Genomic DNA, 25,557 nt, shown 5'->3' on the forward strand with positions numbered 1-25,557 from the left:
CCACCAGAAGAGAGCCTGTACCGCTGAATGTCTCGTCCGCCGCTGGGGGTTACCCCGCGGCGTCACTCTCCAGCTTGGTTTGCCCTAAACGGCCGACAAAAGGCAGGCGCAGCGCCGGGGACTTCACATCGATCCCCATATTGAAGCCCAGAATATTCACTTCCAGCCCCTCTTCTCCGCCCAGGGTCAGACCCAGCACGCCCAGCAGTGAAAGCTGCAGCCCACGACCTGACGGCGGCAGGCCAACCGGATTTTTGAGCGGGCGGAAATCCTTCCCGATGGCATTGGCAGGCAGATCCAGCCGTAGCGCTGGCACTTCCCTGCCAATGTGCGCCAGAAAAGTGTTGCTGTTGGGGCCGGGCCAGACCCGGTAGGTGTGTGGCCAGGGATAGCTTTTTATCGCCTGCTCAATCTGCGGGATCATTGCCGCCGCTGCCGCCCCGCGATGGTCAACAATCATCTGGGGTTTCGCGCCGAACCAGTAGCCGTCCGCCAGCGCATAGTTCTCACGGATAACGTTACTGCTGCCCCAGCTCACCACTTCATAACGGCTGAACTCTGTCTCCCCTGCCTTTTTAAATATGATCCAGGGGTGCACGGCAAACAGTCCCCGCCAGCCAAAGGTTGGGGCAACATAGACCTGCACAATGGCCGTCTGACGGAACGTCAGCGGATCCGGCGCCAGCTCCGCAGAGTCGCGTCTTGCGGTAGACCAGCTCTGGCCGCTCAGCTCCACACCGCTGTGCGTAGCTTTATAGTAGCTCTGGCCAAACGAGAGCAGCATGACGCAGAGAAAGCCTAAGGTAATGATTTTCAAATAGAGCATAGTTCCTTCGTCCACCCGCCTGAAGCGGGTAAAAAGCGTGTATCGGATTGGGTTGATATCGCGGCTGGGACAGGGCGTCGTCAGGCTCAGGGAAGGTGACGTTTGTCACATTACTGAAATAGCTGCCGCGGTTCAATGATTATTCTTTGCACAGCATGATGTGTGCAAAGTGCGGCAAAAAGGGGCGCTGGCGCGCTGTTTTGTCTGCACCGTTTCAGAGCAGACGTCCCAGGCAAACGGCCTCTTCCCGACCCACATAGCGGCCAAAATTTTCACGGATCCGGTAGCCGTTTCTTAAATAAAAACTGACAGCTCGTTCATTGGCCTTGCGTGTTTCCAGCCAGATTTCCCGATATCCCCTTTTTCTTGCTTCCCCTTCGAGGAAAGAAAGCAGCGCATGGCCCACTCCCCAGGTGCCAGGAGAGGCGAACATCCTTTTTAACTCTGCAACATCTTTTTCTCCGGCCAGGGGCCTTATTGCCCCACACCCTACCGCTTCACCCTGAGTATTACGTGCAAGAGCAAAACAGGCACGAGGGTGTGCAACCTCTTCAGCATTGAAGCTGGCTCGCCCGTCGCTACCGGTTATGTCGTGTAAAATCATGGATAACATTGCCAGCAGCTTTTTTGCTTCTTCGCTGGTGACCTCTCCAGGGCTGACCATAATCATTTTCACTGCAAAAATTTGTACATCACGGTGGTGGCATCTGCTATGCCTTCAGTTGAGATCGCATAACCGGGGATCTGCCCGCATACCAGCCACCCCTGCGACAGATAGAGCTGCTCTGCCACATCACCCGAGCGGGTATCCAGCACCGCCAAAGATCGTCCCGCCTGCCGCGCCAGCTTTTCAGCCTGTTGCAGCAGGAGGCGGGCAATGCCCTGGCGTCTCGCTTTGGGATGCACCAGCAGTTTGGCTATTTCAGCCCGATGCGCGCCGTTTGGTGGCATATCCAGCACCACTATCACTGTCGCCACAATCTCCCCGTTCTGCCGGGCGACAATCAGCTGTTTATTGCCCTCTGTCAGGCTTGTGATCATACCCTGCCATAAACGCTGCATCGGTTTGGCATCCAGAGAGGTAAATCCAATGCTGGCGCCCTCTGCCACACAGGCATAAAGCACGTGATATAAGGCCATCTGTTCCGATTCTGCCTGGGCGGCAGTAAGGATCTGATACTCAATCTTTTCCATCAACGGCACACCACCAACGCATAATGCGCGCCTTCGGCCTCTGGCGCGTGGAAAGAGGAGCGGCCAAAGAGGTGAAAGCGCAGGCAGTCGCCCGCTTCCAGCCGCCACTGCTGGTCATTCATGCTGAACACCAGCACACCTGCAAGCATCCAGATGTGTTGTTCTATCCCTTCCACCGGCGGCGCATCATATTCAATCTTTGCACCGCTTATCAGCCTTCCCTCTACCAGCTCGCCGTGAAAGTTGCCGGCGGGTGGCGAAATGCTCCGCCGGTGATAGCCATTCTCGTGGTCCTGCCAGACGCTCTGCTGGTGGCGGCGTAAATGCTGCGGCCCCGGCTCTTCCACCTCACTTAACAGCCGGGACATGGTTAACCCATATGCGATGCATAAACGGTTCATTAAAGAGGCTGTAGGGCTGGTCTCGGCGCGTTCGATGCGCGACAGCGAGGCTCTGCTGATGCCGGTAATCTCGGCCAGCGTCTCCAGCGACCACCCTTTATCGACCCTGAGCGACGCAAGACGTTGGGCAAGACGGTGTTCAGTAGAAGAAGGTTCAGACATGGATTTCTCATTTAAGGGAATTATTCTCTTAAATGAGATCTACAGGGTTTAAGGCGCAGTATCAACTTGTACAGTAAAATAATAGTTGTACAGCAATCAAGAGTCCGCTACGGTAGACTGAGTGGTAAGGATGAGAGGAACTGCATGGCATTGTACAGTATTGGTGATGTAGCCGTACGCTGCGGGATGAATCCCGTCACCCTTCGGGCGTGGCAGCGCCGTTACGGCTTACTGAAGCCACAGCGGACCGAGGGCGGTCACCGTCAGTTTGATGACGAAGATATTCAGCGTATTGAGGAGATCAAACGCTGGATCGAGAGCGGCGTGCCGGTAGGCAAGGTCAAGGCGTTGCTTGAGGGAGAAAATGTTAACGTCCATGATGGATGGGTCAAGCTGCAGGAAGAGATGATGGCTGTGCTTCGCCACGTCAGGCCCGCTAAACTCCGGGTTAAAATTGCGGCCATTGGTCGTGAACATCCGGCTGATGCCCTCATCGATCACGTCTTTATTCCTATCCGGCAGCGCCTTGGACTGGATCAGAACACGGCACGCACCATGTGCAGCCTGCTTGATGGCGCTCTTATCGATTATGTTGTTTTCTGCTTAACAGGCTCGCGCAAAAAGCCGGGTAAAGATGCGCTGCTGATTGGCTGGGCTAATGAAGATCGCACCCGACTGTGGCTGGAGGCCTGGCGCCTGTCGCAGCAGGGCTGGCGAGTGGATGTGCTGGCAGAACCGCTTGAAATGCCGCGCCCGGAACTTTTCCCGGGACAGAAACTGTTTATCTTTACCGGGAAGTCTCTTACCCACAGACAGCAGGAACAGTTATCACACTGGCAGGAGCAGGGTTTTGCCATTACCCATCTGCCGGGAAGTACCGGGTAATTAACGCGGCGGCTGGCATTAACGAACCGCAAATTTTAACTGCTAAATATCGCGCCATTAACCACAAGGGTATTCTGTGGCGACTGAAAACCATATTAAGTGAATCATCGCGCTGAAAAAGGCCCCCATTGGGAGCCTTTGCACTTCGTCGGATAAGTGAAACTAAGCGAATTTCACCTGTTTTTCTGCTCTCACAGGCCCCACCAGATCGCTCTCTTTCTCTTTTAGTCCTACTCTGGAGAGTTTCTCTCCATCTATTGATGTCCAAAATTCTGTAGTGCTTTTTATTGCTGCTATAGCCCTGACAGATTGAATTTTTTTGGCTGGTTTGATCATAACGTCTCCTTACGATTAGCTCAAAACTAAGGCAAAACCTTACCTCAATAGTGCTCATATAACAATCAACTCCTGTCCGAACTGTTCCCCAGCTCAATAGCAGCAACTTTAGCTTTGATATGAAGAAGAATATTGTTCACGCTAGCTGACATTTTATCAGCATCATCCCACACTTGGGCAAAACCATAGGTGACATAACGCTGGCGCGATCCTGGAGTGGGATTCTGAATATAAATTTCATCAATTCCAATGGCTTTGCAAAAAGTAGTCGCATAAACCAGAGCAATGATCAGTACTTTACCGGTCATCTGCGTGACATTTCCCTCCAGAAAGTTCTCAAGCATGCACAGGGCAAACTGTGACCTTCGAAAGTCGTACTTGCAAATGATGGCGGCATGCAATGTATTCGCTGCCTGATGACCGATTAGCTTTATTGAGATATGCAGTAGGCCATCAGCAGCCTCCCCGCTGTATCGCTCCATCGCCCACCTCCAGTTCAGTACACTGTTAATACTCCCCATTTCAAGTAGCCGCATCTCTTCCTCGTTCAAGGCACCCACATCAATATTTACCCAGCCGAATCCATGAATAGCCTCCTGCGTAGCCTGCAAACAAAGCTCATGAATTTGTGCAAGAGTGAGTTCATCCATTCTCAGCCATCCTTAGCGCCCATTCATTTTGGAACAAGAATAAAGCACAGAAAGGGAGAGAGTGAACGTTGAGGTTAATTACTGAGAGCGGCTTTCCATTATCCCGATCCCGCTGTTCGCCGTGAAGGGCAGTGAGTGTACTGACAGGCTGGTGGATAATTTCCAGACAACAAAAAGCCAGCAAAGGCTTAACCAGCCGGGGTGAAAAGCGCTATACTTCGCCCTCTTCTGCGGCAGACCAACGGACATACCGGCATGAACTGGCAAAAAATTGGCGTAATTTTTATCTTCCTGTTGATGGCCCTCGGCGGCATTGGCGGGGTTATGCTGACGGGTTACACTATTCTTATTCGCGCGTAAAGCGTCTCTGCAGGCGCTCAAAAAGGCGGTCGGTGACGATAGCCAGCAGCGCCACCAGGCAGGCTCCCTGGATAACATAAGCCGTATTAAATCCGCTCAGCCCGATAATCACCGGCGATCCCAACGTTTTTGCACCTACCGTTGAAGCGATGGCTGCCGTGCCGATATTGATGATCACCGAGGTGCGGATACCTGCCAGGATCACCGGGCCTGCCAGCGGCAGTTCCACCTTATATAAAATCTGCCAGGGGCTCATGCCGACACCTTCAGCAACCTCCCGTGCGCTGGCTGGAACGGCGCTGATCCCCGCCAGGGTTCCCTGCAAAATCGGTAACAGTCCGTAAAGCAGTAAGGCGATAATGGCCGGTCTTTCGCCAAAGCCCATCACCGGAACGGCAATGGCCAGTACGGCGACGGGCGGAAACGTCTGCCCTGCTGCGACCAGCGTTTCAATCAGCGAGCGGAACTCTCTTCCCCATGAGCGGGTCACCAGGATACCGGCTCCCATTCCCACAATCACCGCAAACAGGCTTGAGAGAGCCACCAGTTCAATGTGGGCCAGCGCCAGCTGCAGGAAGCTCTCCTGCTGATATAAGGGCCTGTCGAGCGTCGGAAACCAGTGGGCAAACAGCGGGCCACTGTAAGGCATTGCCAGCAGCAGCGCAACAAAGCAGAGCACCAGCCAGAGTAAGGGGTCACGAAACCTGCGCATATTACGTCCTCTTCTGCTTTAACAGATCGGCAAAGTGCAGCACGCCCAGCGGCCTGCGTGCTTTATCCGTCACCGGCAGTCGGTCGGTCTGGCGGGCAATAAATTGCGAAAGGGCTTCGCGCAGCGTCATCTCTTCCGATATCGCCTCCTCCTCCAGCCACTCACCGCGCCGCGCCGCCGAACCCGCATTTCCTAACGAGAGTAAACGCACGCCCAATTCACTGCGGCCAAAGAAGTCCCTGACAAAATCATTGAGCGGCTGGGTAAGCAGTTCAACCGGCGTGCCCTGCTGGATAACCTTGCCGTTATCCATCAACACCAGCCTGTCGGCCAGCGCCAACGCTTCATCAATATCGTGCGTGACCAGCACGATGGTTCGCCCGGAAAGTTGATGAATACGCACTATCTCCTGCTGAAGTGCGCCGCGGGTAACAGGGTCCAGCGCGCCAAAAGGCTCATCCATTAACAGGACCTCCGGATCCGCTGCCAGCGCTCTTGCCACGCCCACCCGCTGCTGCTGACCACCGGAAAGCTGATGGGGAAAGCGGTGACGAAACTGCTCATCCAGGTTCAGCAGCGCCAGCAGCTCAGTGACTCTGCCGGCTATCCGCTGCTGAGGCCATTTCAATAAGGCGGGCACCGTGGCGATGTTTTTCTCTACCGTCCAGTGGGGAAAGAGACCAATAGACTGGATAGCGTACCCCATGCGTCTGCGCAGCTCCTGAGGGTTAAACCCGCGGATTTCCTCTCCGGCAAACTGGATGGTGCCTTCATCATGCTCAATCAGCCGGTTGATCATTTTCAGCGTGGTGGATTTACCTGAACCCGAGGTGCCAATCAGCACCGTGAACTCGCCTTCAGCAATATTCAGCGTCAGATTGCTGACGGCCGCTTTACCGGCAAAGTGCTTGCTCACCTGGTTGAAGTTGATCATTGGCGCTTCGCCTCAATAACGGAAAGAGTAAATTTGAACAGGGTATCGATAATTACCGCCATCGCGATAACGGGAATGACGCCCAGCAGCACAAGATCCAGTGCGCTGCTGAGCAAGCCCTGGAATATGATGGCGCCAAATCCTCCTGCGCCAATCAACGCCGCAATCACGGCCATTCCCACGGTTTGCACAGCGATGACCCGGAGCCCGGTGAGCAGCACAGGCAGAGCCAGCGGCACTTCAGCCTGCCAGAATATCTGCCCGGCGGTCATGCCCATTCCCTGCGCGGTCTCGATCACCTCTTTCGGCACCTGCTGCAGCCCGGCAACCACGCTACGCACCAGCGGCAGCAGCGCATAGAGCACTAACGCGATCAGCGCTGGCGCCATGCCGATGCCGCTGATACCGATCTGCGACAACAGCGGAAAAGAGCGGGCCAGTCCCGCCAGGGGCGCAATCAGCAGGCCGAACAGGGCAATGGAAGGCACAGTCTGAATCACGTTCAGCACGGCAAACACGGGCGACTGCACGGCCGTTTTTTTCGCGCAGAGCCAGCCAAGCGGGATGCCTATCAGCAGCGTGGGCAGCAGCGTCCCCACCAGCAGCAGCAGGTGGCGGGAGAGCGCCTGGTCGAAGACTTCCTGTCGGTTGGCATACTCTTTCAGCAGCGCCAGATCATGGAGCTGGCCGCTCAGCAATAAGAGGATAACCGGTAGCCAGATTTGCCCGTTAAGCAGCAGCCGCCACAGCGCGCTTTTGGTCAGCCGTGCGGTGGCGTCGGCCGCAAGCAGCAGGCAAAGGGCGGCACAAAACCAGAAACCACTGCCCCAGGAGGTTCTGGCAAGCGGGCTTCCCTGCTGCGCCAATACGCTGGCGTGATAGCCGCTCAGGGCAACCAGCGCAATAAACAGCAGTTCGCAGAGCAGCACCGTAAAAAGCAGATTCAGGCGGCTGACGGGAATAAACGCCTGCAGGAACAGCAGCAGCATCGGCAAGAAAAGGAGCCACTCTGGTCCGCTCAGGATCTGCTGCAACAGCAGGGGTTGACCAGAGACCAGCCGGTTGGGCGCATAGTTTAAAAAGGGAAACAGAGCAGCCGCCACGCCAAGCAGGATGGAGAGCGTTAGCAGCACGCGATTATGAATTGTAGGGCGCAAAATTTTTCCGATAGCTTGCGGGCCAGCTTAGCCGGCCCGGGTTTCGCTACAGCAGTTTTTTCTGCTGCAAATAGTCTGCTGCCACCTTTTTCGCGTCCTGCCCTTCTACGGCAATTTTCGCGTTGAGTTCCTGCAGCGTTTTTTCATCCAGCGAAGCAAAGACCGGTTTCAGCCAGTCGGCAATCTGCGGGTAAGCCTTCAGCACCGCGTCACGAATAACCGGCGCCGGCGCATAAATAGGCTGCACGCCTTTGGGGTCGCTCAGGGTTTGCAGGCCGAGCGCCGCCACCGGGCCATCGGTGCCGTAGGCCATCGCCGCATTAACGCCCGAGGTCTGCTGCGCGGCAGCTTTGATGGTGACCGCTGTGTCGCCTCCTGCCAGGGAGAGCAGCTGATCCTGTTTCAGCGTGAAGCCATAGGCTTTCTGGAACGCAGGCAACGCATCGGGCCGCTCGATAAATTCTGCGGAAGCGGCCAGCTTGAATTCACCGCCCTTTTTCAGGTAGGCGCTGAGATCCTCCAGTGAATTCAGCTTGTTCTTCTGTGCCAAATCGCCGCGCACGGCGATGGTCCAGGTATTATTAGCCGGGGCCGGAGTCAGCCAGGTGAGCTTATTTTTCTCCTGGTCCAGCTTCTTCACTTTCTCATAACCGGCCTGCGCATTTCTCCAGGCGGCGTCATGCTCATCATTAAAGAAAAAAGCGCCGTTGCCGGTGTACTCAGGATAAATATCGAGTTCGCCAGCGGTAATCGCCCCCCTGACTACCTGAGTGGTGCCGAGCTGTACTTTGTTCACCGTTTTCACGCCGTGCTTATCCAGTACCTGAAGGATGATATTGCCAAGCAGCGATCCTTCAGTATCAATTTTCGATCCGACCTTCACCGGCTCCGCCGCGCCAGCGGTTGCGGTCAGCGCGAGTAAACCCGCCAGTGCGAGCGCAAGCCCTGTTTTCTTCACCATTTTTCTTTTCCTTTTCGTCAGGTTAGTAACAAGCGTAGCCTAATAAATTCCGGGAGAAAGCCAGACGGCGAAAAACTCACCCGCTGCACAGCAAAGAGAAGCTACCTGTGCTTGCTTTTTCAACATGCATTTAGTTTTAAGTTATAACCAGCAGGAATTTAACTCTGTCTCCGCCGGGAGTATTCTCTGAGCTTATTCTTATAAAACAGACCCCAACATCATGACTGATTTAACCACTTCGGCGCACGTCGCCATGACAGGGAATACCCCGACGGGTGAAGCCGTCACCCTCCGGCGAGCTGCCGATGTTTCTCAACTGGTCAACAACAGCACCCAGGCGCGCAGCAATGCCCGCATCGTGATTGGCATTGCGCTGGGCGGCGTCTTTCTTGATGCTTACGATTTGGGCGCCCTCGCCTTCGGCATGAAGGATGTCACCCGCGAGTTTGGCCTGTCGCCAACCGGTGCCGGTATGGTGGCTTCCGCGATAGCTTTTGGCGCCATTGTCGGCGCCCTGATTGGCGGTTACCTCACTGACAAAATTGGCCGTTACCGCGTCTTTATGGCCGATATGTTCTTCTTTGTTTTTGCCGCACTGGCGTGTGCCTTTGCCCCGAATGAGTATGTGCTGACAGCCGCACGTTTTGTAATGGGGCTTGGCGTTGGCATCGACCTGCCGGTGGCGATGGCCTTTTTAGCTGAATTTTCGAAGCTTAAGGGACGGGGCAATAAAGCTGCCAGCATTGCGATGTGGTGCCCCACCTGGTATGCGGCGATCTCCATCTCCTATCTGCTGGTATTGTTCTTTTACACGGTGTTGCCGGAAGCGCATGCAGGTCTGCTGTGGCGAATTATTTTAGGCTTTGGCGCTGTTCCCGCCATCCTGATTATTTGCATTCGTAGCCGCTATATGAGCGAGTCACCGGTCTGGGCAGCCAACCAGGGCGATCTGCATGGCGCGGCAGCTATCTTACGCAACTCATACGGCATTAATGCGCATGTGGCAGAGGATGCCGACCTGTCGCCTGCCACGCGTGGGCGTCGCGCCAGCTGGCGCAATTATGGCGAACTGCTGAAAGGGGTTTACCTGCGGCGTACCATTCTGGCAACGGTGACGGCGATTGCCTCCGCTTTTGCCTATAACGCCGTGGCGTTTGGTCTGCCGGTGATTATCTCCAGCTTCCTGGCGCAGTCGATGCTGACCACGATTCTGGTGTCGCTGGCGTTAAACCTGCTGTTTGCGTTTGTTGGCGGGATACTGGCCGTACGGCTGGTGCCAAGATTTGGCGCATGGAAGATGACGACGCTGGGCTACTGCTTCCAGTTTGTCGCGCTGGTGGGCCTGGCGCTGGTGGGGCGTCCAGCTGATGGTGCAGAAGCGGCCATTTCGATTGCGATGCTGGCGCTGTTCCTGCTGGGCCAGGGGTTTGGTCCCGGCTCGCATACTATGACCTTCGCCTCACTCAGCTACCCCACCTCTTTACGTGGCGTCGGCGTTGGCTTTAACCAGACGCTGATGCGCGGCAGTTCCACCGTCTCGCTGTTTATGTTCCCCCTGCTCTCTGCGGCGTTAAGCACCAATGTCTTTTGGGTCATTGCCCTCGCCCCGCTGGCAGGCCTTATCGCGCTGCTGGCGATCCGCTGGGAACCGTCCGGCTACGATGTGGATGCGGAAGATTTCGTGCGCGAACCCTAACCTTTCGCTGCTAAAAAGCCCGCCATACTGGCGGGCTTTTTTCTGCCTGTTCAGCAGGCCATCTGAGCCGTAAAAGTTTTAAAAGCAGCCGGGATGCGGGAAAAGGTATGCAGGAACCAGGGCGTAAAACGTTGCGGATGAGTCTGCATCTCCTGCTGGATCGCTGCCAGCGAAGCATAGCGCCAGCCATCAGCCTCGGCGGGATCGGGCACGGGAAGGGCATCGCTGAACGCGAAATAGACATGACCATATTCATGCTCGGTCAGCCCATTTCCCATCGGCAAGTTGTAGCTCAGCTCAAACACCGGATGGAGCTTCAGGCACATGCCCATCTCTTCCTGCAGACGGCGCTCTGCGGCATGCTGCGTCAGCTCCTGAGGAAAAGGGTGTCCACAGGTGGTGTTGCTCCACAAGCCGCCGCAGTGATATTTCCCTGCCGCGCGCTGCTGTAGCAGCAGTTGATGGCGCGAGTTGAACACGTAGACCGTTACCGCGCGATGCAGCAACCCTTTCTCGTGAACCTCAAGCTTTTCCATCCTGCCGGTGGGGCGATCGTGGCGATCAACCAGAATAACTTCGATTGCAGACATGGGCGCTCCCTGAGACTTATCTTAGGTATTGTGGCACATCTCTGCGGGATCCTGCTGCGTAAAATCGTGCGGAAGTAAGAGGGGCAGCACAAGGCTGCCCCGGTGACCGGTTATAATTTGAAGCTGCTGACCACCAGCTCAAGTTGCACGCTTTGCTCTTCCATAGCCTGAGCAGCCGCAGAGACCTGCTCCACCAGCGAGGCGTTCTGCTGCGTGGTGCTGTCGAGCTGGTTAATGGCAGTGTTGATCTGATCGATCCCCATGCTCTGCTCACGGCTGGCGGACATGATTTCAGCCATCAGCGTTGTGACGCTGCTGACGCCACCCATCAGCTCCTCCATGGTGTTGCCCGCTTCCTGCACCAGCTGGCTGCCCTGGTCAATATTGGCGACCGACTCTTCAATCAGCTTTTTGATTTCCCGTGCAGAATTAGCGGAGCGCTGAGCCAGATTTCGTACTTCAGACGCCACTACTGCAAATCCCCGGCCCTGTTCTCCGGCACGTGCGGCTTCCACCGCGGCGTTCAGCGCCAGGATGTTGGTCTGGAAGGCGATACTGTCAATCACGCTGATAATATCGACAACCTTGCGGGAAGAGGTGTTGATTTCGCCCATGGTGGTCACCACCTGCTTCACCACGTTGGATCCGCGAGCGGCCACGCGTGAAGCATCTCCTGCCAGCTGATTAGCATGCGTGGCGTTATCGGCGTTCTGTCGTACGGTGCCGGTCAGCTCCTCCATTGAAGCCGCCGTCTCAACGATTGAGCTGGACTGCTCTTCGGTCCTGGCAGAGAGATCCAGGTTGCCGCTGGCAATCTCTTTTGAGGCGGAAGTGATAGCCAGCGCGCTGTCGCCCACCTGGCGCATCAGCCCCTGAAGATACTCAATGAAATTATTGAAGCTTTGTGACACGGCGTTGAATTCCGGGCTGCTGCTGGCTGGCAGGCGCTGTGTCAGATCTGCACCGCCCGTAGAGAGCGCCAGGATATTGTCGTTCAGTCCACCCAGACGTTTCATCATGGTACGGATAAAGCCCAGCAGCACCAGCAGCAGCAGGATAGCTAACGGGATCTGCACCAGACCCAGACGCGTCAGGATGGAGTCAGTCTGTTTGGAGAGCAGCGCAGTGGGAACATCGCTGGCGATAAACCAGGGACTGCCCTCGATCTGCTGGAGAAACAGCGTGTGGTTGCCATCTTCACTGTCAAAGGTACTCTGAAGAGGCTCCTTGCCCGCTGTTGCCAGCAGTGTACGCAGCGTCGCGGCCATTGGCGTGGCCAGTTCGCTGAGATTACGCAGTTTTGGCGTGCCGCCGATCAGGCTGGCGTCTCCCACCACTTTGCCATCGGCTTCCACAATCAGCGCTTGCCCCTGTACCGCATCCCCCATCTGTTTTGCCAGATGGTTGAAAAAGCCCAGCGTGACGTCGATAGTGGCGACGCCCCAGGCGCTGCCGTTGCGATAAATACCCATGGCGCAGTTGGTGCGCGGCTGCGGGCTGGCAGCATCCTGATAGGCCTTCGCCCAGGCGCACTGCCCTTTGGCTGCCGCCTGGCCATCTTTGTACCAGGGTTGCTCGTAGTAGTTGGGTGCTTCAGCAGAGTTCCAGAAAGTATTGACCTGAAGGTTATTACTGCTGTCACGGGCAAAGAAGGTACTGAATTTATCTCTGGCCGGATCGCGCACTTTAGGCAGTGGCCAGATGCCGCCGCCAAAGACGTTTACGTCCTGATACTGATTCACTAAAGCGGGAAGCACGCTATCGATAGCGGCGCTGTCGAGCACGGCGACCGTTTCGGTAATAGTGCGCTGCTGTGCCTGAATACGGTTCATCATTTCAGTAATTCGCGAACCAATAGAATCCACTTCATAACGCACCAGACGACTCTCATTGGTCGCTAGCTGAGGCGCAACAAACATATTAATTACCACAACCGTGATCAGCAGCAGTAGCATAAAAAAGCCGACGATCAGGAGGGTAAATCTGGCCTGGGTTGTTTTAAACATGACGAGCCCCGCTCAACGCATTCAGGCACAATTGCCTGATCGTGTTAACGGCGTGTTACAGGAAAACTTGATGTGATAAACGTCGCATTCCAGAGAAAAGTGGCATTAAAAGGGAAACGGTGGTGGCTGGCAAAATTTAATCTTGTGGATCAACCACCTGCTGACGGGGACGAAAAATATGATTCGCGCCGGCCTGACGCAATCTTTCCACCAGCTGATTGCCGCCGCTCTCTTCTGCCTGCGCGAATTCGCGTTCCGCCATGGTAACCGGCGTGGTCCAGAGCAGCGTGACTGTTTCGCCCTCGCGTTTGGGCAGGCTGAACTGCGCCTCTGCCCCGCCCAGTTCACCCGAGAGCAGGAAGCCTTCAAAACCGACCGGCGCCACGGCAGACTCCAGCGTATGTCCCTCTCCCAGCCAGCTGATTCGTGCCCAGGGGAAGTGTGCAAAGCTGGCGAGCGCGCTCGCCATCTGCACGGCGTTCTCTTCCGTCATGACCTCTGCATCTATCGCCATCGCCAGCTCAATTCTGCGGTGCTGGGGGGCCAGATCTTCAAACAGAAAATCGACCCACGGCAGTGGACGAATGCTCATTCCCAGCGTCAGGAAATACCAGCTGCCCTGATGATAGTGCTGCGAAATCGCCATCGGTGGCCAGTTGCCCTGATCCACCGAGTAATACTTTAGCGACTCGCCATACTGGGATTCATAACACTTTAACAGGTCGCGCTGCATCGGCTCCCAGAGATGGCCATCATGCCAGTCGCGCCAGAAGTGACGATGTTTTTCAGCTTCAGCATAATAGTCATTAGTGGAAGCGGAACCCAGCGGAGCCGTCAGCCGGTTTTCTTTAATGCAGCCAGCCGAGAAGCTGACCTGCTTGTTCTGATAGAGGCTCCAGCCCGGGATCACCGCCAGTAGCTGCCCCTGATACCATAATGCCGCTCCGTCATCGCTGGGGGCCCAGATAATCTGCAGGCCAGCGGGGTCGAGCATCGGTTCCGCTTCCAGCGTACGGCAATATTCTGCGCTCAGGAGCGGCGGAATGCCCTGCTCCATCGCTTCCCTGTCTTCACGGGCCGGCGCGGGCAGAAGATTGCGCAGCCAGCAGCCGCGCACGGCGAACTGCGTGCGGAACGGTTCCGCAGGCCGGATATAGAAATAGGCGGCGCGCTCATCCTGCTCAACCTGAGCTGTCAGCGTTTGCTGCTGATTGGTGACTTCAGCAATCCGGTACAACTGTGTCATAAAGCCTCGACGATGGATGTAGGGGATCCCACCCGGAGAATAGGGCAGGATGTCCCGTTGTGCCATGCCGTCGCAAGGGTAATAGTCTCAAAAATCGGCCTGGGGCGGGGTTTAGCGCTGTAAAGAGGGGAAAAAGCGCTGGTGCGACGGCTATCGACGCAGAGCAGCAGATGTTTACTCTATCCTTCCCGCCCCATGCGCTGCATAGCGCGGTGGTAGGCACCGCGTCGGATAGACCAGCGCAGCCCTTTTGCCAGTACCCGCATACGTAAGCGAAGCGTTCCGCGCCCCATGCCTGAAAAACGGAAGCCGAACTGCTGCTGTGCCCACTCTGGCAGCAGCTCTATGCCTGCCATCATCATCACCTTCATTGCCGGGCGCGCCTGCCAGCTCGGCGCTGGCGCGTTCATCAACAAAGAGAGCACCTCCCGGGTACGCTCATCACACCGCAGCTCTGGCTGCATTGCCAGCAGGTAAGCCTCCACCGCCTGTACCGACTTCGGCACGGTCTCTGCACCCAGCGCCTCCGCAACGACGGCGGCCTCGGCGTAATAGCGGTCCTGCTCAGCAAGGCTCAGATCGGGATTTTTATAGCGCAAATGCGCGGCGAGAAAACGGCTGGTTTCCGCAACGTGTACCCAGGTCAGCAGATGAGGATCGCTCGCAGCATAGGGCGCTCCCCGGGCATCCACGCCATTAACCTGTAAATGAATGCGCTTCACGCGATCGATCAGCGTTTGGGCATCCACGCTGTTACCAAACGTAGTCACGGCAATAAACTGGCTGGTCCGGCGCAGCCGTCCCATCATATCCTGCCGGAAGGTGGAGTGATCCCAGACGCCAGCCAGCGCCAGCGGGTGAAGCATCTGCATCAGCAGTGCAGAGATCCCCCCGCAGAGCATACTGGGAAAGTCGCCGTGCACCCGCCAGATCACGCTGTCAGGCCCGTATAATCCCGGATCGCCCAGCGGTTGAGATAAATCAAACTCGTTCATAGCCAGCCCATTCAGGCGAAACACCTGCTGCTGAATTCTGTCCCGGATTGAAGACATAGTACGACCCTGCTGAAAGAAAAAGGGACGAAGATCGTCCCTTAAGTTTATGCGTTATGAAGCGGCATCCTTGCCCTCTGGCGTTTACAGATAATCAAACTCTGCATCCGTGGTGCGGGCAGAATCAAGCCCGATCATCACGCTGAATTTACCCGGCTCCGCCACCTGCTGCATCCTGGCATTCCAGAATTTCAGCGCGTTGACCTCAATCGGGAAGGTGACCGTTTGCGACTCGCCCGCTTTCAGCATGATGCGCTTAAAGCCTTTCAGCTCTTTTACCGGACGGCTGATACTTGCCATCTGGTCACGCAGATACATCTGCACTACCGTCGCCCCATCCCGATCGCCGGTGTTGGTAACGGTAACGCTGGCATTGACCGTGCCGTTGCGTGGCATGGTGGCAGAGGAGAGCTTCACAGGCGAGAGCTTAAAGGTGGTATAGCTCAAACCGTAGCCGAACGGGAACAGCGGGCCGTTGGCGGCATCGTAGTAATGCGAAGTATATTTATTTGGCTTGTTGGCATCGTACGGACGCCCGGTATTAAGGTGGTTATAGTAGATCGGGATCTGGCCGACTGAGCGAGGGAACGACATCGGCAGCTTACCTGACGGGTTGTAGTCACCAAACAGCACGTCGGCGATAGCATTACCCCCTTCGGTGCCGCTGAACCAGGTTTCCAGCATCGCGTCCGCCTGCATGTTCTCTTTCACCAGGGTCAGAGGACGACCGTTCATCAGCACCAGCACCAGCGGTTTGCCGGTTGCCTTCAGCGCCGCGATCAGCGCCTGCTGGCTGGCGGGAATGGCGAGTTCGCTGCGGCTTGACGCCTCATGCGCCATGCCCTGCGCCTCCCCGACTACCGCCACAACCACATCCGCCTTCTTCGCGGTAGCAACAGCTTCATCCAGCATCTGCTGCGGGGTGCGGCTGTCTACGGTCACCGCTTTTTCATAGAGGTTCAGGAAATCCTGAATGCCTTTATTATCGGTGACGTTGGCCCCTTTGGCATAGAGCACCGTGGCCCGATCGCCCAGGGCATTCTTCAGCCCCTGCAGCACGCTGACAGACTGTCCTGCCTTACCGGCTGCGGACCAGCTGCCCATAATGTCACGCTGGCTGTCCGCCAGCGGCCCGATAAGCGCAAGCGTACCCGACTTTTTCAGCGGCAGCGTCTGCAGACGGTTTTTCAGCAGCACAATACTTTTACGCGCCACATCGCGCGCTTCGGCACGGTGAAGGCGGCTTTCGGCATTGGTATCTGCCGGATCGCTCTCTTTTGGACCAAGATGGCTGTAGGGATCGTTAAACAGCCCCATATCATATTTTACGTTCAGCACATGACGCGCCGCATCGTCGATCTCGCTTTCACTGACCGCGCCCGTTTTCACCAGCCCCGGCAGATACTTGCTGTAGTACTCGTCGCTCATGCTCATGTTCACGCCGGACTTGATGGCAATGCGCACCGCATCCTGAGGATCGCTCGCCACGCCGTGCTTCATCAACTCCTTGATGGCGCCATGATCGCTGATCGTGATCCCTTTGAATTTCCACTCATCACGCAGCAGATCTTTCAGCAGCCAGCTGTCAGCCGTAGCCGGCACGCCGTTCAGCGAGTTCAGCGCCACCATCACGCCCCCGCTTCCGGCATCCAGCGCCGCCTTGTAAGGAGGCAGGTAATCCTGCGCCAGCCGCTGCGGGCTCATATCCACGGTATTATAATCGCGTCCCCCTTCCACCGCGCCATAGGCGGCGAAATGCTTGACGCTGGTCATCACTGAATAGCGGTCTGCCGGGCTTTTACCCTGCATTGACTCCACCAGCGTACGGCCCATTGCCGAGGTCAGATAAGTATCCTCGCCAAATCCTTCGGAAACCCTGCCCCAGCGAGGTTCCCGGGTGACGTCCACCATCGGAGCCCAGGTCATATTCAGGCCATCATCGGCAGCTTCATAAGCTGAAATGCGCCCCACATTAGCGACCGCATCGAGATCCCAGCTTGCGGCCAGGCCAAGAGGGATAGGGAACACGGTGCGCTGTCCGTGCACCACGTCATAGGCAAAAAACAGAGGGATTTTCAGGCGACTGAGCTGCATCACCTGATCCTGCATCGCACGGATATCTTTTCGCGTAACCGTGTTAAAGATGGCGCCGACCTGTTCGTGTTTGATCATTTCACGAATCGCTTCTTTCGGGTTATCCGGGCCGACGCTGATCAATCTCAGCTGCCCTATCTTTTCATCCTGGGTCATTTTGTTAAGTAAATCAGTAACAAATGCGTCACGCGCTTCCGGAGTCAGCGGATGAGGTGCAGACAGGTTTTCAGCAAAAGCCGGCTGCAGGCTCAGGGCGGCAGCGAGGCTGGCAGAGTAAATCCATTTCATCAGGTTGGGTTCTCTTAAATAACTGCGGGGCAAGTAAAGGCCACAAGAATTTCAGTGTGCCATAACTTCAGGATAGCAGGTAGTTTTCAACATATTGGCGCGATCGGCGTCTGATTTTCTGCCGTCCGATAGCGAAAAGTAGTGTTAAAGTTAATCAGTGACAGTCAAAAGGAGCATGGATATGCACACCCCCTCTTCCCGGACCAGCCAGAAACTGGTCGCTGAACTGCTCCGCATCGTCGGACGTTCCCACCTTCTTACCGATCCTCAACAAACCGCGCGCTACCGTAAAGGTTTTCGCTCCGGGCAAGGCGATGCGCTGGCGGTGGTCTTTCCCGGTACGCTGCTGGAGCAGTGGCGCATTCTGCAGGCCTGCGTGGCGGCCGATACCATCGTGCTGATGCAGGCCGCCAATACCGGCCTTACCGAAGGGTCCACGCCGAACGGCAACGATTACCAGCGCGACATCGTGATTATCAGCACGTTGAGAATGGACAAAATTCAGCAGATTGACGGTGGCAAGCAGGTACTCGCTTTTCCGGGCAGCACCCTTTATCAGTTAGAGAAAATCCTGAAACCTCTGGGGCGAGAGCCGCACTCGGTGATTGGCTCTTCCTGCATCGGCGCCTCGGTATTGGGCGGCGTCTGTAACAACTCCGGCGGCTCGTTGATTAAACGCGGCCCCGCTTACAGTGAAATGTCGCTCTATGCGCAGGTGGACGCGCAGGGCAAACTCAAGCTGGTTAACCATCTGGGCATTGAGCTGGGCAGCACGCCGGAACAGATCCTGACGCGGCTGGATGATGAAACCTGGCAGCAGAGCGACGTAAAATATGATCAGCGGCAGGCCTCCGATGGAGAGTATGCAGCCCGTGTTCGCGAGATCGATGCCAATACGCCCTCACGCTTCAATGCGGATGCACGGCGTCTGTTTGAAGCTTCAGGTTGTGCAGGAAAGCTGGCCGTTTTTGCGGTGCGCCTGGACACCTTTGTCAGTGAAAAAGAGCAGCAGGTCTTTTATCTCGGCAGCAACAATCCGGACGTATTCGATGAGATACGCCGCCACATGTTGCAGTCGTTCACCAATCTGCCTGTCGCCGCTGAGTATATGCACCGCGACATTTTTGATATCGCGGAAGTCTACGGCAAAGACACCTTTGTGATGATTGACAAGTTTGGCACCGACAAGATGCCGCTGTTTTTCACGCTGAAAGGCCGGGCGGATGCGCTCTCAGGCAGTGTGCCTTTTTTAAAACCCCACTTTAGCGACCGGCTGCTGCAAAAAATCAGCAAAGTTTTGCCCTCCCACTTACCCAAAAGGCTGAAGGAGTACCGCGACCGCTATGAACATCATTTGATGATCAAAATGTCGGGTGAGGGCATTGCCGAAGCACGCGACTACCTCGAAAGCTACTTCCAGCAGGCGGAAGGCGACTTTTTTGCCTGCACGCCGGACGAGGGCGCGAAAGCTTTCCTGCACCGCTTTGCTGCCGCCGGTGCAGCGGTACGCTATCACGCCGTTCACAGTGACGAGGTAGAGGATATTCTGGCGCTGGATATTGCTCTGCGGCGTAACGATCGTGACTGGTTTGAGCGTCTGCCGCCGGAATTTGATGATGCGCTGGTGCATCGTCTCTATTACGGCCACTTTTTCTGCCACGTATTCCATCAGGATTACATTGTGAAAAAAGGGGTGGACGTCCATGCGCTGAAAGAGAAGATGCTGGCGATGCTGGCCGATCGCGGTGCCGAGTATCCGGCAGAGCATAATGTTGGCCATCTCTATGCCGCTAAGCCGCAGCTGAAAGCCTTCTACCAGCAGCTGGACCCGACCAACAGCTTCAACCCCGGGATTGGTAAAACGACTAAAGCGAAGAACTGGGGAGAGTGTGACTGCGGGGCGAAGCATTCCTGAATGTCTTGCCTGGGGAGTAACGCTCTCTGTGAGAGATCTCCTCAGTGGCGGAGCAACAGCGGAAGTTCTGGCACCCTTCCGCCTCTGCGACTTAAACAGGGGCGGAAGAGTAAACCTGCTGCCGGATCAGGAAATTTTGTCGTCCTGCACCACCACCTGCTGACCGTTGCGCTGCTCGACAATCATGGTTTGCGGTCTGGAGAGCACCACGCCCTCTTTCCGCAGTCGGGTCAGGATATCAAACAGCAGATCGCTCTTGGCACCGGCAACCTGACGGGGGCTTGCCACGTTACCCGTTACGGCCAGCACGATGCCAGCCGGGGTAAGATCCTTAAACGAGACTGAAGGCTCCGGCGTCTCCAGAATGCGTTCATTCTCGTTATAGACCTCCAGCAGCAGATCGCGCACCTGAACAGGATCGATATCCAGCGGGAAGGTCAGCGTAATGGTCGCCACCCCCTGCGCATTACCCATCGTCGCGTTACGCACGTTCTGTGAGATCAGCTGGGAATTCGGCACGATCACCGTGGATTTGTCGCCAAGCTGGATTTCCGTGGCGCGCACGTTGATGCGGCGGATATCCCCTTCTATCCCGCTGATGCTGACCAGATCGCCAACCTTCACCGGCCGTTCCGTCAACAGGATCAGGCCCGAGATAAAGTTTTTTACGATCTCCTGCAAACCAAAACCGATACCCACCGACAAGGCGCTGACTATCCACGCCAGTTTGTTCCACTGCAGCCCCATAATCGAGAGCGCCAGCAGGAACACCAGCACGTAACCGAGGTTGCTGAACAGGGTGATAAGCGAGACGCGCATCCCCACGTCCATGGTGGTTTTCGGCAGGAAATCCTGGTCCAGCCAGCGTTTAACCGAGCGCAGAACATAGATGCCCACCACCAGCGTGATCAGGGCGTTGAGCACGTGGGCCGGCACGATATTCATCGACTCCAGGCCTTTACCGCCCCAGAACTCAATCGCCTGCTGTACCAGCTCAATCGGCGTCGAGCTGCCAAAAGTGCCGTTCAGCAGCGCCATTGCCGCAATCAGCACCAGAACAGTTTTACCCAGCCCCGCCAGCAACGCAGCGACCTGAGCCAGATGACGCTCATCAATATTCAGCGAACGCTGAATGCTTTTACCCGCAGTGGTGTGGGGGGAGAAGAGGCTCTCACAGCCATCAGCCACCAGCTGGCTGACAATGTAGAACGAGCCGAAAACGATGCCCATCCAGATCAGTTCATAACTCAGGAAGCGGGCCAGCGTGACATAGCCGATCACCAGCGTCACCATGATCGCCACGCCACACAGCGTAATCGCCATCTGGATCAGCCCAACCAGCGTCGATTTCGCTTCAGGCTGCTGACCCTCCAGCAGCATTCTGCGGCGCACGCGGTTGGTACGGAAACTGATAGAGAGCGCGGTGGCGCCAATCAGTAAAGCCGTCAGGCCGTTGGCAAAAATCGTGGTGCCTACGCTGGTATTTGCGCTGCTGTTGAGGCTTTCCACCGTCTGGAAGACAAATACCAGAGCGGCCGTGAGCGGCGGAAAGGGTTTTAATGCCATGGCCACTTCATTAGAGATATTCGGCAGGCGCCATGAAGGACGACGGGTGGACAAAAATGCTCTGCCAAGACCGGCTATCAGCCCACAGAATACGCTCAGCCCTACCAGCTTGTCGGCAAAGTCGCGCACGTCATCCACGACATCATCATGACGGGTGAACGCGAGATCGAGAAAATTAAAGGCCAGTACCACTGCAAGCAGCGTAGTGATGGCGGTGGCGGCAGCCAGGAAGCTGCGACGCAGCCGCCCTTCCGGCAGCAGATGGATGCCGACCCACGCTAGAAACTCTTCCAGATAACGACGACCGAGCGTGGCTACCACCCCAGCAAACAGGATCCACAGCACGGTACCTACGCGCCAGCCTGGCTCCCAGGAGAGCATGGCGGTCTCTTTCAGCTCCTGCACAAAATCGCTGACCTTGTCGCTGTCTTCGCTGTGTTTATTAAACAGCGGCGACCAGAAACGGGGGCCAAAAATACTGCCGGCGTTCAGGGCCAGCTGCGTTTTCAGCGCATCCCGGCGCAGCTTAACGATTTGAGCTGAAAGATTGATTGAACCGCTTTTGATCGCTTCAGCCTGCTTGATCTGGTCATCAATTTTCCCTTTCTGATTTTCCAGGTTTTTACGCTTGCTGGTGACTTCTGCGGTCTCTTTCACGCCGCTGCCAGCCTTGGGTGCGGGTCCCAGCACCTCCAGCTGCGCCTGCAGCTGCGCACGCTGCGGGATGATCCCCTGCATCAGGGTATCGGCATCGCCAGAGAGTTCCAGCGCCATATCATTCAGGGCGTTGAGTTTGCCGTCGTTAGTTTCGCCAGAAACCTGCTGCTTGATCTTATCCAGCACCTTCTGCATTTTTGGCAGTTCTACCGCCGCATTGACTTTAACTGGGGCGTCGCTGGATTGCTGGCTCTCATCATCGGCGGCGTGCGCCAGCACGGGTGAGAGCGTGACAAGGAGTAACAGGCAGAGGCGAAAAAAGGTTAACAACATAGACATGAAGGTTTCCAGGTATCAGGCATGGCCGGGCAGTTCCGGCACCATAAAACTTGCGCGCCAGTCTATGCTTTCGCCCGGCCCGACACTATAAGATTCAGTAACGAAAAAAGGTTACTCGACGATCTCGGTGGTGCTGCCGGTGCTGGCCATTTCCGCCGCTTTCTGCTTTTTATAGCTCAGCGCAGCCGCTGGCACCGGGGAAATTTTGCCGGTTTCCATCCAGCTACGCAGGCGGTTAGCATCGGCAAAATGGGTATATTTACCAAAGGCATCCATCACCACTAACGCCACAGGGCGCTGCTTTATCACCGTGCGCATCACCAGGCAATGGCCCGCTTCATTGGTAAAGCCCGTTTTGGTCAGCTGGATATTCCAGTCGGGACGGTAAACCAGGTGGTTGGTGTTGCGGAAAGGCAGCGTGTAATTGGGACTTTTGAACACCGCCATATCTTCATGAGTGGTGCTCAGCTCACCCATCAACGGATAGCGTTTGGTGGCGATTAGCAACTTCGTCAAATCACGGGCTGTTGAGACGTTTTGCGTCGACAGACCGGTTGGCTCTACATAGCGGGTCTGGGCCATACCCAGCGCTTTGGCCTTGGCGTTCATGGCGCGGATAAACGCATCGTATCCGCCCGGATAGTGGTGAGCCAGGCTCGCGGCGGCGCGGTTTTCAGAGGACATCAGCGCCAGCAGCATCATATTCTTGCGGCTGATCTCACTGTTGAGACGGACGCGGGAATAGACGCCGCGCATCTCTGGTGTGTGGCTGATATCCACATTCAGCATCTCATCCATCGGCAGATGCGCATCCAGCGTCACCATTACCGTCATCAGTTTAGTGATGGAGGCCATGGGCCGCACCAGATCGGGATGGCTGGCGAAGATCACTTTATTGGTGTTGAGATCGACAATCATCGCGCTGCCGGAGGCGATCTGCGGCTGTACAAGAGGGGCAGCGTCAGCCAGCGTGCTGGCGACGGCCTGGCTCAGAGGCGCCTGAGCAGTAAAAAGCAAAGCCAGAGTCAGAAGAGACAAGCGAATTTTTGCAGGCATCTTATAAAAACTTAACCGGGAAGTGATTCATGTGCGGTAAAACCGCACGCCGCCACCGCGCAAAGCAGGCCACACGGGGGCTGGCAAGCGCATCATACGACGGAGGCTAAAGAAATTCCTAGTGGAGATTCGTTTCTGATGATGAATGAGAAACCGCCGGGATCCCGGCGGCTGAACGCGTTAAAACAGCCGGTAACCGTAACCCCAGAGCACCACCGTCATCGCCAGCAGCACTTCCAGGACCAGTACCCCAATCGCCAGCGTGGAGCCGGAGAAGCGCAGGCTCTCTTCCCGATCAATATTCAGAAACAGCGGAATGCCGACATATAACAGATAGCCGGTATAGACCAGCGCCAGCGTACCCACAAATACGCAGAGCCAGACCAGCGGATAGAGCGCCACTAAGCCGCTAAGAAACAGCGGGGTTGCCACATAGCCGGCAAACACCGTACAGCGTTGCAGGCTGGGACGCTGAGGGTAGTCCCTCGCCATCCAGTAGATCACGCGGCCCATCACGGCAACGCCGCCGAGGATCAGGGCATAAAAGAGCACCGCCAGGGCAAAGGCGTTCATCAGCGACAGCGCAATAGTGTGCTGAGCGCCTAAATCCCAGCCAATTTGCGTGGTGCCGATAAAGGCGCAGAGCACCGGGATTAGCGCCATCAGTAACACATGGTGCGTATAGTGGTGAGAAATGGTCTCGTTCTCTTGCTTGATGTCACGCATCTCGCGGTCAGGATGCGCAAGAAGTCCCCATACATGGTTCATCTCTTCACTCCTCTATCTACTCGGTAAGCCGCGGCCAGGGCGGGGTACCTCAAGTATAAGTGGTTGTGAATTGTTTGTTTTTTACGCAACCCAAGTTTGTGCTAATTAATTCATTTCATAGCGAAAATAAACGCTCATTCAGCGATCTTTCATCACGGTTTAAGCCACAGCGGTTAGACTTAGGGCTTTCTGCGCAACTACCGGGGAGAGAATATCCATATGGACGTAAGCAGTCTGATTTCGCAGTACGGTTATTTTGCGCTATTTATTGGCTGCATCGCCGAAGGGGAAACGTTCACGCTGCTGGGGGGGATTGCCGCTCATGAAGGTTTGCTGACCTATGGCTGGGTAGTGCTGGTGGCGATGGCGGGCGGGATCCTTGGCGATACCGCGTTGTTCTTTATTGGCCGCTATTACGGCGAAGCTATTCTGAAGAAATTCAAAAAGCATCAGAAACAGATCGCCAAAGCCAATAAAAAAATCCGTAAACGTCCGGTACTCTTTGTGCTGGGGGTCCGCTTTATGTATGGCCTGCGCATTGTCGGCCCGATCATCATCGGTGCCAGCAAGCTGAAGCCGCAAAAATTTATGCTGCTGAATGTGATTGGCGCAGTGCTCTGGGCGGTGATTTTCGTCTCGCTGGGCTATCTTGGCGGTCAGGTCATCGCTCCCTGGCTGCACGCGGTCGATCGCCATCTCAAGCAGATCTTTTGGGTGGTGCTGATTCTCGCGCTGGTCTGGGGCGTGAAGATCTATTTCAAACGCAGGTCCGACCGCGAACCGGAGGATGAGTCATAAACGCACCGGTTTGCGTTGCCGGGGACGGCTCCTTCCGTCTCCGGCCAGGGCCGTTAGCTCTGCATATAATACTGGGGGTTAGCCAGCGTAAAGCCGCCATCAATGATGAAGGATTGCCCGGTGGTATAAGTGGACCACTGCGAGCAAAGCCAGGCGACCATGCTGGCGATTTCCCGCGTATCTCCCGGCCGTCCTGCCGGGATTTCAGGCATGGAGATGCTCCTGGCATCCTCGTTGCTCATCTCATTCATTGGCGTGGCGATAGCGCCTGGCGCCACGGAATTAACCAATATTTTATGCGGCATCAGGCTCAGCGCCATCGCTTTGGTCAGTCCGCCCAGCGCATGTTTGGCTGCCGTATAGGCAATGGAGCCGGGCAATGGCGTATGCTCATGAACCGACGTGATGTTGATAATCCGTCCGCCCTCTCCCTGCGTGACCATATGCCGCGCGGCAATCTGACCACAGATAAAAGCACCATCCACATCTACTGAAAAGACTTTTCGCCACTCTTCGAACGTTGTTTCCAGAAAGTCGGCTTTGACATTAGTCCCCGCATTATTCACCAGCACGTCGATACGCCCTAAGCGCGCAATCAACGTCTCCAGAGAACGTCCGCCCTCTTCAGGATCGGCCAGGTCAAGGTGTTCAACTTCCGCCCTGCGCCCCCGTTCACGCACCTGCCGGGCAGTTTCCTGCGCGCCTTGATCATCAGAACGCCAGGTGATGCCAATATCAAACCCCTGCTCAGCCAGCATGATGGCGCTGGCCTGACCGATACCTGAATCTGACGCGGTAACAACGGCCACTTTAGTCTCTGGTGTGCTCATGGTTTTCTCCTGTAAGTGGTGATAGCCAACCGCAAGTATAGAAGAGGAAATCTCAGCCGCTTCACCTCTGGCGCGCCG

At 56.1% G+C, this 25,557-nt stretch carries 24 protein-coding genes; 5 read left to right on the top strand and 19 right to left on the bottom strand.

Features of this window, described 5'->3' with window-relative positions; all coding sequences use genetic code 11:
* Window positions 1-49: 49 nt before the first annotated feature.
* From Q3V30_RS14515 to Q3V30_RS14530, 4 genes are all read right to left on the bottom strand, one after another.
* On the bottom strand, window positions 50-826 hold the full coding sequence (locus Q3V30_RS14515; RefSeq protein ID WP_306206758.1) for a DUF3750 domain-containing protein: 777 nt from the start codon (window positions 824-826) through the stop codon (window positions 50-52).
* 214 nt (window positions 827-1,040) lie between these two features.
* Window positions 1,041-1,490, bottom strand: a complete 450-nt coding sequence (locus Q3V30_RS14520; RefSeq protein ID WP_306206760.1) for a GNAT family N-acetyltransferase — start codon at window positions 1,488-1,490, stop codon at window positions 1,041-1,043.
* An 8-nt stretch (window positions 1,491-1,498) separates the two neighbouring features.
* On the bottom strand, window positions 1,499-2,020 hold the full coding sequence (locus tag Q3V30_RS14525) for a GNAT family N-acetyltransferase (protein ID WP_306206762.1): 522 nt from the start codon (window positions 2,018-2,020) through the stop codon (window positions 1,499-1,501).
* A complete protein-coding gene (locus tag Q3V30_RS14530) occupies window positions 2,020-2,583 on the bottom strand; it encodes a helix-turn-helix domain-containing protein (RefSeq protein ID WP_306206764.1) in 564 nt (187 codons plus the stop codon). Before Q3V30_RS14530 ends, Q3V30_RS14525 begins: the two co-directional genes overlap by 1 nt.
* 144 nt (window positions 2,584-2,727) lie before the next feature.
* Here Q3V30_RS14530 and Q3V30_RS14535 point away from each other — a divergent pair, with 144 nt between their 5' ends.
* Window positions 2,728-3,468: a MerR family transcriptional regulator gene (locus Q3V30_RS14535; RefSeq protein ID WP_306206766.1), complete on the top strand. Its 741-nt coding sequence runs from the start codon at window positions 2,728-2,730 to the stop codon at window positions 3,466-3,468.
* Window positions 3,469-3,630: 162 nt separating this feature from the next.
* Here the strand turns inward: Q3V30_RS14535 and Q3V30_RS14540 are convergent, their stop codons facing one another.
* Complete coding sequence (locus Q3V30_RS14540; protein WP_306206768.1) at window positions 3,631-3,804, bottom strand: hypothetical protein; 174 nt, start codon at window positions 3,802-3,804, stop codon at window positions 3,631-3,633.
* Window positions 3,805-3,869: 65 nt separating this feature from the next.
* Window positions 3,870-4,454: a hypothetical protein gene (locus Q3V30_RS14545; RefSeq protein ID WP_306206770.1), complete on the bottom strand. Its 585-nt coding sequence runs from the start codon at window positions 4,452-4,454 to the stop codon at window positions 3,870-3,872.
* Between the two features lie 255 nt (window positions 4,455-4,709).
* On the opposite strand from Q3V30_RS14545, the gene Q3V30_RS14550 reads away from it, so the two are divergent.
* Window positions 4,710-4,814 carry a protein YohO gene (locus tag Q3V30_RS14550; protein WP_306206772.1) on the top strand — a complete coding sequence of 35 codons (105 nt, stop codon included), beginning with the start codon at window positions 4,710-4,712 and terminating at the stop codon, window positions 4,812-4,814.
* On the opposite strand, the gene Q3V30_RS14555 is transcribed toward Q3V30_RS14550, so the two are convergent.
* The 4 genes from Q3V30_RS14555 to osmF are packed head-to-tail and all read right to left on the bottom strand — an operon-like array spanning window position 4,801 to window position 8,578.
* Window positions 4,801-5,526 (bottom strand): ABC transporter permease, encoded by a 726-nt coding sequence (locus Q3V30_RS14555; RefSeq protein ID WP_306206774.1) that lies wholly within the window; start codon window positions 5,524-5,526, stop codon window positions 4,801-4,803. The genes Q3V30_RS14550 and Q3V30_RS14555 overlap by 14 nt on opposite strands.
* Before the next feature lies 1 nt (window position 5,527).
* The gene (locus Q3V30_RS14560) at window positions 5,528-6,460 is read right to left on the bottom strand and encodes an ABC transporter ATP-binding protein (RefSeq protein ID WP_306206776.1); all 933 of its coding nucleotides are present in this window, start codon (window positions 6,458-6,460) and stop codon (window positions 5,528-5,530) included.
* Window positions 6,457-7,617 (bottom strand): ABC transporter permease, encoded by a 1,161-nt coding sequence (locus tag Q3V30_RS14565; protein WP_306206777.1) that lies wholly within the window; start codon window positions 7,615-7,617, stop codon window positions 6,457-6,459. Before Q3V30_RS14565 ends, Q3V30_RS14560 begins: the two co-directional genes overlap by 4 nt.
* 46 nt (window positions 7,618-7,663) lie before the next feature.
* A complete protein-coding gene (gene osmF, locus Q3V30_RS14570; protein ID WP_306206779.1) occupies window positions 7,664-8,578 on the bottom strand; it encodes a glycine betaine ABC transporter substrate-binding protein OsmF in 915 nt (304 codons plus the stop codon).
* A 220-nt stretch (window positions 8,579-8,798) separates the two neighbouring features.
* Here osmF and Q3V30_RS14575 point away from each other — a divergent pair, with 220 nt between their 5' ends.
* On the top strand, window positions 8,799-10,274 hold the full coding sequence (locus Q3V30_RS14575; protein WP_306206780.1) for an MFS transporter: 1,476 nt from the start codon (window positions 8,799-8,801) through the stop codon (window positions 10,272-10,274).
* Between the two features lie 50 nt (window positions 10,275-10,324).
* Here Q3V30_RS14575 and idi read toward each other — a convergent pair whose 3' ends face one another.
* The 5 genes from idi to bglX form a co-directional block, all read right to left on the bottom strand.
* On the bottom strand, window positions 10,325-10,864 hold the full coding sequence (gene idi, locus Q3V30_RS14580) for an isopentenyl-diphosphate Delta-isomerase (protein ID WP_306206782.1): 540 nt from the start codon (window positions 10,862-10,864) through the stop codon (window positions 10,325-10,327).
* A gap of 110 nt (window positions 10,865-10,974) precedes the next feature.
* Complete coding sequence (locus Q3V30_RS14585; RefSeq protein ID WP_306206784.1) at window positions 10,975-12,870, bottom strand: methyl-accepting chemotaxis protein; 1,896 nt, start codon at window positions 12,868-12,870, stop codon at window positions 10,975-10,977.
* Window positions 12,871-13,006: 136 nt separating this feature from the next.
* Entirely contained in the window at window positions 13,007-14,116 is a 1,110-nt protein-coding gene (locus Q3V30_RS14590) for a suppressor of fused domain protein (RefSeq protein WP_306213217.1), read from the bottom strand.
* A gap of 179 nt (window positions 14,117-14,295) precedes the next feature.
* A complete protein-coding gene (locus Q3V30_RS14595) occupies window positions 14,296-15,168 on the bottom strand; it encodes an oxygenase MpaB family protein (RefSeq protein WP_306206786.1) in 873 nt (290 codons plus the stop codon).
* Between the two features lie 84 nt (window positions 15,169-15,252).
* On the bottom strand, window positions 15,253-17,550 hold the full coding sequence (bglX, locus tag Q3V30_RS14600; RefSeq protein WP_306206788.1) for a beta-glucosidase BglX: 2,298 nt from the start codon (window positions 17,548-17,550) through the stop codon (window positions 15,253-15,255).
* A gap of 181 nt (window positions 17,551-17,731) precedes the next feature.
* Here bglX and dld point away from each other — a divergent pair, with 181 nt between their 5' ends.
* On the top strand, window positions 17,732-19,465 hold the full coding sequence (gene dld / locus Q3V30_RS14605) for a D-lactate dehydrogenase (protein ID WP_306206790.1): 1,734 nt from the start codon (window positions 17,732-17,734) through the stop codon (window positions 19,463-19,465).
* A 126-nt stretch (window positions 19,466-19,591) separates the two neighbouring features.
* On the opposite strand, the gene Q3V30_RS14610 is transcribed toward dld, so the two are convergent.
* The 3 genes from Q3V30_RS14610 to Q3V30_RS14620 all read right to left on the bottom strand — a co-directional run bounded on the left by Q3V30_RS14610 (window position 19,592) and on the right by Q3V30_RS14620 (window position 23,851).
* Complete coding sequence (locus tag Q3V30_RS14610; protein ID WP_306206792.1) at window positions 19,592-22,027, bottom strand: DUF3772 domain-containing protein; 2,436 nt, start codon at window positions 22,025-22,027, stop codon at window positions 19,592-19,594.
* Between the two features lie 111 nt (window positions 22,028-22,138).
* A complete protein-coding gene (gene pbpG / locus Q3V30_RS14615; RefSeq protein ID WP_306206794.1) occupies window positions 22,139-23,083 on the bottom strand; it encodes a D-alanyl-D-alanine endopeptidase in 945 nt (314 codons plus the stop codon).
* A gap of 180 nt (window positions 23,084-23,263) precedes the next feature.
* A complete protein-coding gene (locus Q3V30_RS14620; protein WP_306206796.1) occupies window positions 23,264-23,851 on the bottom strand; it encodes a Yip1 family protein in 588 nt (195 codons plus the stop codon).
* Window positions 23,852-24,064: 213 nt separating this feature from the next.
* Between Q3V30_RS14620 and Q3V30_RS14625 the strand changes: the two genes are divergently transcribed.
* The gene (locus Q3V30_RS14625; protein ID WP_306213218.1) at window positions 24,065-24,649 is read left to right on the top strand and encodes a DedA family protein; all 585 of its coding nucleotides are present in this window, start codon (window positions 24,065-24,067) and stop codon (window positions 24,647-24,649) included.
* A 53-nt stretch (window positions 24,650-24,702) separates the two neighbouring features.
* Here Q3V30_RS14625 and Q3V30_RS14630 read toward each other — a convergent pair whose 3' ends face one another.
* Window positions 24,703-25,479, bottom strand: coding sequence for an SDR family oxidoreductase (locus tag Q3V30_RS14630; RefSeq protein ID WP_306206798.1), 777 nt, complete (start codon window positions 25,477-25,479; stop codon window positions 24,703-24,705).
* Between the last annotated feature and the right edge of the window lie 78 nt (window positions 25,480-25,557).

The sequence above is a fragment of the Erwinia pyri genome (genome assembly GCF_030758455.1).
GTDB lineage: Bacteria > Pseudomonadota > Gammaproteobacteria > Enterobacterales > Enterobacteriaceae > Erwinia > Erwinia pyri.